The sequence below is a fragment of the Flavobacterium branchiophilum NBRC 15030 = ATCC 35035 genome, assembly GCF_002217205.1.
In the GTDB taxonomy this organism is placed as follows: domain Bacteria; phylum Bacteroidota; class Bacteroidia; order Flavobacteriales; family Flavobacteriaceae; genus Flavobacterium; species Flavobacterium branchiophilum.
In genome coordinates this window covers 1-9279 of record NZ_MUGT01000064.1, presented here as the reverse complement: position 1 = coordinate 9279, position 9279 = coordinate 1, and the positions used below count along the sequence as shown (strand labels likewise).

Below are 9279 nucleotides of genomic sequence, written 5' to 3'. Positions count from 1 at the left end.
AAAAAACAATAGATTGGGCTATTTTATATGTATATTTGGTATTACAATCAAAATCAAATAGCATGTATTGATCAATGCAATAATTATAAAAAAACAGCTTCCTCTGGCGGAAAAGCAAAATCAGAACCAGAAAAATCCAACGTTTCTGCCAAATGTCCATATTTAACTATTTCGTCTATGCCTTTTTGCAACCGCAATTCGGTGGTATATTTTCGACTGGTGGCTATTGTGGCATAGTTGAGTTCTAGTTTAAAATAATGTTTGCCTCCTGTTGCTTTAAATTTTTGAAAAACAGCCTGATCCAATTGTAATTTGAGAAGTGCAATTTCGTGTTCGCAGGCTTCTTTAGACGCATAAGCGTTGCTAGTAAAGATGGTTTTACCTTTTCGAGAAGTAAACACAAATTTGAATTCGCCATTAAAACGTTTACTGATTACAAAAGCCCCCATTTGAAATTATTTGAAAAATTAGTTTTGTATAAATTAGATTAAAAACACACAACTGATTGGAAATAAAACGTTTGTGTTTGAACAACGATTGATATAAAATAGCAAGGAGTTGCATAAAACAAAAAAACCTCTTCAAAAGAAGAGGTTTTGTACTCAGAGCGGGACTTGAACCCGCACGAACATTGCTGTTCACTGGATTTTAAGTCCAGCGTGTCTACCAATTTCACCATCCGAGCTGGTTTTGATAACTTGAGCGAAAAACGGGGCTCGAACCCGCGACCTCGACCTTGGCAAGGTCGCGCTCTACCAACTGAGCTATTTTCGCATGATTTATATGTTTGCTATACTTGTTGTTTGATGTTGTTCATTCAACTTGTTTTCGAGGGCAAATTTAGTACATATTTTTTATTTTGCAAGCATTTTTTAAATAAATTTTAATATTTTTTTTAATCAATTGAAAATCTTTATGTTACAATTGGCTTAACGGTTTATCAGCATTCGTTTAATTTCATTTAACTTCATCATGGCCTCAATTGGGGTTAGGGTGTTTAAATCTAAATGTACTATTTCGTCTTTTATCTCTTCCAAAAGGGGATCGTCTAAATTGAAAAAACTCATTTGCATGTCGTTTTTATTTTCCTTAATTCCATTTAAGGCCTCGTTTGAATGGTCTTTTTCTAATTTTTTGAGTAATTTTTGAGCTTTCAAAATAACTGTTTGAGGCATTCCAGCCATTTTGGCTACATGAATCCCAAAACTATGTTGGCTACCCCCTTTTACTAATTTTCTAACAAAAAGTACGGTGTCTTGCAATTCTTTGACCGCAACATTATAATTTTGTATTCGAGGTAGTATTTCGCTCATTTCGTTCAACTCATGATAATGTGTGGCAAATAGTGTTTTGGGTTTGGCGGGGTGTTCGTGCAAAAATTCTGCAATGGCCCAAGCGATAGAAATACCATCATAAGTACTTGTACCTCTGCCAATTTCGTCTAAAAGTACCAAACTTCTTTCGGAAATATTGTTTAATATCGATGCTGTTTCGTTCATTTCGACCATAAAGGTAGATTCGCCCATCGATATATTATCCGAAGCGCCCACTCGGGTAAATATTTTGTCTATAATTCCCATTCGCAAGGTTTCTGCTGGAACAAAGCTGCCCATTTGTGCCAACAATACAATCAGTGCCGTTTGTCTTAAAATGGCCGATTTACCAGACATGTTTGGCCCTGTAATCATGATGATTTGTTGGGTATCCTTGTCTAAAAACACATCATTTGAAATGTAGGGTGTACCCACGGGTAGTTGTTTTTCTATCACAGGGTGTCTCCCGTTTTTGATTTCTAATGTAAACGTATCGTCCAATTCTGGACAAACATAATGATTGTCTATGGCTAATTGGGCAAAAGATGTCAAACAATCAAGTTGGGCTATCAAATTGGCATTCAATTGCACAGGTTTGATATAAGTAGCTATCCAAGCGACCAGTTGTTCAAACAATTGATTTTCAATTTGTTGTATTTTTTCTTCGGCACCTAGTATTTTGGTTTCATAGTCTTTTAACTCTTCTGTAATATACCTTTCGGCATTAACAAGGGTTTGCTTTCTTATCCATTCGTTGGGCACTTTGTCTTTATGGGTGTTTCTAACTTCTATATAATAACCAAAAACATTGTTGAATGCAATTTTTAAAGACGAAATACCTGTTCGTTCCGACTCTCTTTTTTCAATAGTTTCCAAAAAAGTTTTTCCCGATTTGGATATGGCTCTTAAATCGTCCAACTCTTCGTGGATGCCACTTGCAATGGCATTGCCTTTTGCAATGGCTACAGGGGCTTCTGGATGCAATGTGTGGCCAATTTTTTCACGAAGCAATTCGCAACCATGCAAACTGTCGCCCATAATTCGAACAGCTTCTTGCTTACTTTGTAATGCTAATGTTTTGATGGGAATAATGGCGTCCAACGAATCTTTAAGGTAAATAACTTCTCGGGGAGACACTTTGCCCGTAGCAATTTTTGATATCAACCTTTCTAAATCTGATATTTGTTTGATTTGATGTTGAATATTTTTCAGCACTTCGGGGTTGTCCTTCAAATAAGCAACCACATCATGTCTGGATTTGATTTTGTTCAAGTCCTTGAGTGGTAGTGCCAGCCACCTTTTGAGCAGTCTGGATCCCATGGGCGACAACGTTTTGTCTATTACTTCTAGCAATGTAACAGCATTTGGATTATAAGAATGGTATAACTCCAAATTCCTTATCGTAAACCGATCCATCCATACATAAGCATCTTCGGCAATACGTTGAATAGCCGTAATGTGCTGTCTTTTATGGTGTTGTGTTTCAGACAAATAAAATAATACAGCCGCTGCCGCAATGATGCCATTGGTCAAATCTTCGATTCCAAATCCTTTTAGCGAAATGGTTTCAAAATGTTTGGTAAGCGATTCTACGGCATAATCTTCTTTAAAAATCCAATCTTCTAAATAAAACAAATGAAAATCATCGCCAAAAGCGTCCTTAAAATCAGCTTTGTTTTGTTTGGAAACTAAAATTTCGCTAGGACTAAAATTTTGCAACAATTTATCAATATATTCAACATGACCTTCTGCCGTTAAAAATTCGCCAGTAGAAACATCTAAAAAAGCAATGCCAATGTTTTTCTTTCCAAAAAATACAGCGGCCAAAAAATTATTAGATTTTGATTGCAAAACTTCGTCGTTCATAGAAACACCTGGCGTAACAAGCTCTGTAACTCCTCGTTTCACAATAGTTTTGGTCATTTTAGGATCTTCTAGCTGGTCGCAAATGGCCACTCGAAGCCCCGCTTTGACCAATTTGGGCAAATAGGTATTCAAAGAATGATGAGGAAATCCTGCAAGGGCCGTTTCGGTTTCAGAACCAGCACCTCTTTTGGTAAGTACAATTCCAAGAATTTTACTTGCTCTAATGGCATCCTCTCCAAATGTTTCATAAAAATCGCCTACTCTAAACAACAAGCAAGCATCAGGATATTTGCGTTTGATGTCGTTGTATTGCTTCATTAATGGAGTTTCTTTGGCTGTTTTTTCTTTGGCTGACAAAATATTTTGATTTTAAATTTAAAAAAGCGAATTTATGATTTTTAAACCCATTTTTCAACATGAAATTAAAAAAAATACATTTTAAGAAAATTTTAAGTACTTTGTTCAAAAAATAATGTACTTTTGTTCTGTTATTTATTAAATATTAAAATTAAAAAACATGAAGAAGATAGTACTATTGCTTGCGTTTACAATTTTTGGAACAACAGCTACTTTTGCTCAAGAAGTTGCTATTGCAAAAAAAGAAGTAAAAGGAAAAATTAAAAAATCGAAAAAAGAAGTAAAGTCAAAAACGCCTCAAATTGAGGGAGCTGGAATGGTTTTTGAACAAGAAACTATCGATTATGGCACCATTGCTCATAATGCCAATGGGCAAAGAGAGTTTGTGTTTACAAACAATGGAAACAAACCATTGGTGATTACCAACACACAAGGATCTTGTGGTTGTACCGTTCCTACCTCACCAAAAGAACCTGTAGCTCCAGGAGCTAAAGGAGTTATTGGCGTAAAATATGCTACGGATAGAGTTGGTGCATTTACCAAAACTGTAACTGTAACTTCTAATGCAGAAGGGCAACCAACAAAAGTTTTGACTATCAAAGGAACTGTTTTGCCAGACGAAGCTCCTGCAACCAAAAGCTAAATTGTAATTGTAATTTATACTACAAGCTTCCTAAACCATTTTAGGAAGCTTTTTTTTTAATCATGAGAAAATTAGACAATTCAGAATTAGATCGAAAATCGGTTTCCGATTTCAAATTAGCCCCAAAAACACCATTAACCATCATTTTAGACGATATTAGAAGTTTGAACAACATAGGCTCGGTTTTTAGAACCTCAGATGCTTTTTTGATAGAAAAAATATACCTTTGTGGGATTACCGCAGTACCTCCAAACAAAGAAATTCACAAAACGGCTCTTGGAGCTACAGAAACAGTTGCTTGGGAATATGCAGCAAATGTTTTGGATTTAATACCCAAATTGCAACAAGACGGGCTTCAAGTATGGGCTATTGAACAAGTTGATCATGCTATTTCGTTAGAAAAATTTGAAATAATACCACATCAAAAATATGCTTTAGTATTTGGCAACGAAGTTTTTGGGGTCAATGAGCAAGCCGTTCGGTTGTGCAATGGAGCTATCGAAATTCCACAGCTTGGTACCAAACATTCGTTGAATATTGCTGTAAGTGCTGGTATTGTTTTGTGGGATTTGTTTAAAAAAATCAGGTTTTAACATTTTTTTATTTTAAAGAAACAATAATTTGGTATTGTTCAGCGTTATGAAGTAGTCATTAACAAATTGTTTGTTGTAGAGAAAGACCTACAATACTCAAAACTACAACCATTATGGCTATAGTGTAAACAATCCCTTGAAATATACAGATATTACAGGAAATGTTTTTGGTATTGATGATGCTATTATTATTGGAGCCAGTATAGCCCTAGCAACCTATCTGGCAACCAACTATTTTACGGCACAACCCATAACCCTCAAAGGTGCCTTAACGGCCACATTTATTGGAGCATTGAGTGGAGCAGCCACCTTTGGCATTGGCGAGTGGGCTGGAACGATGGGTAATTTTTTCGTAAGATCGGGGTTTGAAGCCTTGGCACACGGCACTTTTCAAGGTGCACTAACAGGCATACAAGGCGGTAATTTTTGGAGTGGCTTTGCCGCAGGAGCTATTAGCAGTATTGCAAGTAGTGTTTGGCAAGGAGGGTCTAGTTCAAATACATATCATGTTGGGACATTTTCGGATACAGTAACAACAACCCATAAAGGTTTAGGTACTGTTTTAGGATTAAAGAATCCAATAGGCACCATTGCCTTTGGAACAGTTATGGGCGCTGCAGGAGCAAGTCTAACAGGGGGCAACTTCTGGCAGGGTGCCGTAACAGGGTTGTTTGTAAGTGGGTTGAATCACACTTTTCACTCGATGCAACAAAAAGGCGGAGATTATCTTGTTTATGATGGAGATGAGATAGTTTGGTATGATGGTAAAGGAAATGTTATTGACAGATTTTCAGCGACATCTGGTTTACCAGGTTATCAAAATTCAAGTATGCAAAATGTTCCTGATGCTGGTCCAATTCCTGAAGGTAATTATAGTGTAAATTTAAGTTTAAGTCCTAATAGAAATGTAAATATAAATTCTTCTACTGGGGAAACATTACCGGGTAGTGGTATTCAGCAAATACCATCATCATATACTACAACTTCAGGAAAAACATATAGTTATCCAGGATGGGGTACAGTAAGAGCAAGTTTAAGTCCTAGTTCAGGAACTAAAACTTTTGGTAGAAGTAGTATTTATTTGCACGATTCACATAAAGGATTTTCACACGGATGTATAGAAGTTGGAAAACGATTTTTCCCTAAATTGATTAATTATTCTCAAACACATTCATCTATAAGGGTTATTGTTAATTATCCGACAGCGAATACTTCAACATTAGGGAAAACATTTTATTAAATAAATTAGATATGAAAAGTTTGTTTTTATATATTCTTTTTTTCTTTGCTTGTAAAGAAAACAATGATAAATTAGAATTGAAGGTCTGATGCAAAAATATAATCAGAATCAAAATATTGAATTTACAATCAGTAACAATTCTGAAAGAAAATACTATTATGTAAGTATTGAATATTTTGAAAATAATAATTGGTTTGAGCTAATTAATGATATTAGTCAACCAAAGTCAAGAGCATCTGTTATTAATTTAATTAAACCAAATCAGACGATTAACAAAAAGGTTTCAATTCAAAAAGTTTTTTATTTAAAGAACTTCTTAAATTTTAAAAAGTATCGATTAAAAGTTTTATACGGTAAGTCGGCCGATGAAATCAATTCTACTTATTTCTCAAATAGTTTTGAAATAATAAAAAATGATTAACAACATAAACCCAGCTGTTGGCTGGGTTTGTTATTTTACATCGTGAAGTACATTTTGCAGAGCATCTTTTAATTTTCTTTTACCGATAAAGGTATCGAGCATAAAATTAATAGTTTATTTTGTCGCTATTCGTCCAATTATTTTTTGAATTTATATCAATACATTTTGATAAAAATAATTTTCTTAAAAAAATGACATTATATAAAATTAATTATTATATTTGTCATTATAAATAGCGTTGTAGGGTAGCATTGCCGCAGGAGCTATTAGTAGTATTGCAAGTAGTGTTTGGCAAGGTGGTAGTACTTTTGAAACATTAGACGATGTTACGACTGAAACAATACATAAAGGTATTAGTGGTGCAACAGGATAAAGTAATGGTTTTGGTACTATTGCTTTTGGCACCCTTAGTGGCGCAGCAGGGGCAAGGCTTACAGGTGGCAACTTCTGGCAAGGTGCCGTAACAGGGTTGTTTGTAAGTGCGTTGAATCACGCGATGCATAAAATGGACAATAATATGTTTGATGATGATGATCAACAACAGAAGCAAAAAACATCTTTTGAAGATGGTTTGAGAAAAGTTTTAAAATCTGCAAAGGTTAATGAAACAATAACTTCAAAAGATTTGGTTAGTAAATATGGTGTTCCTTCAGATGCTGCTTCATTAATTAATAGTTTCACAAAACTTTCTGATAGTAGTATTAAAATAGATTGGGTTAGTGGTTTAAATCCTAAAATGATGCTAGTAAATGGTGTTTCTGACGCTATTTTCAAAGATGGAAATATAAATATAGTTCCTTTGAAAAATGGAACAATACAAATATCTGGAAATGGTATTGGTATTAAATATCAAGGGAAAGTTTATAACAACTTAATAATAAACAACAATAGTGCAACGATACCTAATGTAAAAGGAATGAGTTGGAAAATAGGATTTTAGATTATTACTATGAGAAAAATTAATTTTATTAAAGAAACATTAATTGTTTTAGCATCTTTGATTGCAGTTTATATTTTGAGTTTATTCGTGTTATTTAATTTCAACGATTGTAATCAAAATAACAGCCCTTCATTAAATCTAGAAGTCTTATTCTATTGTGTGAATAAAATACTTGATTTAACTGCTATTTACATTATTATTTCAATTTTTGTCTTATTCTTTTTGAAAAAAATAAGTGTTTTGAGAAATAATATAAATTATATTGTAATAATTCTATGCTTATTACTGATATGGTTATTAATTAGCAAATAGGATATAATTGTTGTAAACAACAATAAAGCCGAGCATCGCTCGGCTTTTGTCGTTTATAAAGTCGCTACATTTTTAGCAAAATAATCTTTAAACTTCTTTGTTATGAGCATTTTATCAATAATTTGAAAAACAGTTGTTTTGTCGCTATTCGTCCAATTATTTTTTGAATTTATACCAATAAAATTTCTTTAAAAAAATAGTGTTTTAAAAACTATTTTTATATTTTTGTAAAAACAAATAGCGTTGTAGAGTGGCTTTGCCGCAGGAGCTATTAGCAGAATTGCAAGTAGTGTTTGGCAAGGAGGGTCTAGTTCAAATACATATCATGTTGGGTCGTTTTCGGATACAGTAACAACAACCCATAAAGGTTTAGGTACTGTTTTAGGATTAAAGAATCCAATAGGCACCATTGCCTTTGGAACAGTTATGGGCGCTGCAGGAGCAAGTCTAACAGGGGGCAACTTCTGGCAGGGTGCCGTAACAGGGTTGTTTGTAAGTGGGTTGAATCATGCGATGCATAAAATCTCTGAAAGACAATCTTTTAAAAGTCAATTAAAAGCCGCTGGAATAAATTGGAAAGGTAAATTTGCTTTTACAGATGAGGCAATGGCTAAAAATATAAATGCTATAAAAGAATTAAGAATGTTAGCCAGTAAAGCCGATAGTAAAATATCAGCATATGAATTCAGAGAAGCATTAGTTGCGGAAAATGGAATGGAAGCATATGGAGAATCTGAAATGCTGTCGGATAATAGTTGGAAAGTTTCATTGTCAATGTCTAAAATAGTAACTAATCTAGATTTTGCATACACTATTGGGCACGAATTCACACATATTTTAAATATGAGTAATATGAATTACGCTGGTTTTCAATCTATGACCAATCCTCAAAAATACCAAGAGGAACTAAACGTTTGGACAAATTTCAATCAAGTTTACGGCGACCCAAATGCTCAAGCAGGTATAAATTATTATCAAAACTTACTAAAAAAATAACAGATATGAAACTGAAATTCTTATCCATTGCATTTTTTGTTTTTAGTATGAATTATGCCCAAAGTATTGAATACAAGATTTTAAATTCAAGGCTAGATGAAAATAAAAAAATTATTTTAGAAATCATTTTGAGTAATAAAACAAATGTAAATTATGTGATTAATAAAAACTTTACCTTTGAAAATAAAGCTCCAGACTTTTCTTCTGCCTCTTATACAAAGGTTAATATATTTAAAAATGACTCCGTTGAAACAACAATAGCAGAAGTTAAATTTGAAAAATTAACTGAACGAAACAAGAATGTAAAAAAATATGATGTTTTTTTTATTAAAGGCAATACCAGTGAAACTATTAGTTTTTGTTTAGACGATTTCTTAACAGAGGGAGAGAAAATAGGGCTAAAAATGAAAATGATTTCAAATAGTGATTTAAGTATTAGTTTAAATTTATATCAATCAGGGTTTTTAAACATCAAGGAAAAGAAGATTCTTTCTAAAATGCGTAAAGAAAACTATATGGTTTTTAGAGGTCAAATAAACACGAATAAAGTGACTTTAAACTAAGATGAATTTGATTTAAAACAGAGAAAGCCGAGCGA

The 9279-nt window shown here is 33.5% G+C and carries 9 protein-coding genes and 2 tRNA genes; 7 read left to right on the top strand and 4 right to left on the bottom strand.

Annotated features, from left to right (window positions below; translation table 11 throughout):
* Positions 1-83: 83 nt before the first annotated feature.
* From B0A58_RS08885 to mutS, 4 genes are all read right to left on the bottom strand, one after another.
* Complete coding sequence (locus B0A58_RS08885; RefSeq protein WP_089080768.1) at positions 84-449, bottom strand: YegP family protein; 366 nt, start codon at positions 447-449, stop codon at positions 84-86.
* 150 nt (positions 450-599) lie between these two features.
* A tRNA-Leu gene (locus B0A58_RS08880) sits at positions 600-685 on the bottom strand.
* A 16-nt stretch (positions 686-701) separates the two neighbouring features.
* Positions 702-774, bottom strand: a tRNA-Gly gene (locus tag B0A58_RS08875).
* 155 nt (positions 775-929) lie between these two features.
* Positions 930-3536, bottom strand: coding sequence for a DNA mismatch repair protein MutS (mutS, locus tag B0A58_RS08870; RefSeq protein WP_089080767.1), 2607 nt, complete (start codon positions 3534-3536; stop codon positions 930-932).
* 160 nt (positions 3537-3696) lie between these two features.
* Between mutS and B0A58_RS08865 the strand changes: the two genes are divergently transcribed.
* The 7 genes from B0A58_RS08865 (at position 3697) to B0A58_RS08830 (ending at position 9244) form a co-directional block, all read left to right on the top strand.
* Complete coding sequence (locus B0A58_RS08865) at positions 3697-4179, top strand: DUF1573 domain-containing protein (RefSeq protein ID WP_014083052.1); 483 nt, start codon at positions 3697-3699, stop codon at positions 4177-4179.
* A 62-nt stretch (positions 4180-4241) separates the two neighbouring features.
* Positions 4242-4772, top strand: a complete 531-nt coding sequence (locus B0A58_RS08860; protein WP_089080766.1) for an RNA methyltransferase — start codon at positions 4242-4244, stop codon at positions 4770-4772.
* A 136-nt stretch (positions 4773-4908) separates the two neighbouring features.
* The gene (locus B0A58_RS08855) at positions 4909-6012 is read left to right on the top strand and encodes a DUF2778 domain-containing protein (protein WP_089080765.1); all 1104 of its coding nucleotides are present in this window, start codon (positions 4909-4911) and stop codon (positions 6010-6012) included.
* An 88-nt stretch (positions 6013-6100) separates the two neighbouring features.
* On the top strand, positions 6101-6433 hold the full coding sequence (locus tag B0A58_RS08850; protein WP_089080764.1) for a hypothetical protein: 333 nt from the start codon (positions 6101-6103) through the stop codon (positions 6431-6433).
* Between the two features lie 505 nt (positions 6434-6938).
* Complete coding sequence (locus tag B0A58_RS08845) at positions 6939-7373, top strand: hypothetical protein (RefSeq protein WP_133063105.1); 435 nt, start codon at positions 6939-6941, stop codon at positions 7371-7373.
* Positions 7374-8111: 738 nt separating this feature from the next.
* Complete coding sequence (locus tag B0A58_RS08835) at positions 8112-8681, top strand: hypothetical protein (RefSeq protein WP_089080762.1); 570 nt, start codon at positions 8112-8114, stop codon at positions 8679-8681.
* 5 nt (positions 8682-8686) lie between these two features.
* Complete coding sequence (locus B0A58_RS08830; protein ID WP_133063104.1) at positions 8687-9244, top strand: hypothetical protein; 558 nt, start codon at positions 8687-8689, stop codon at positions 9242-9244.
* Positions 9245-9279: the final 35 nt, after the last annotated feature.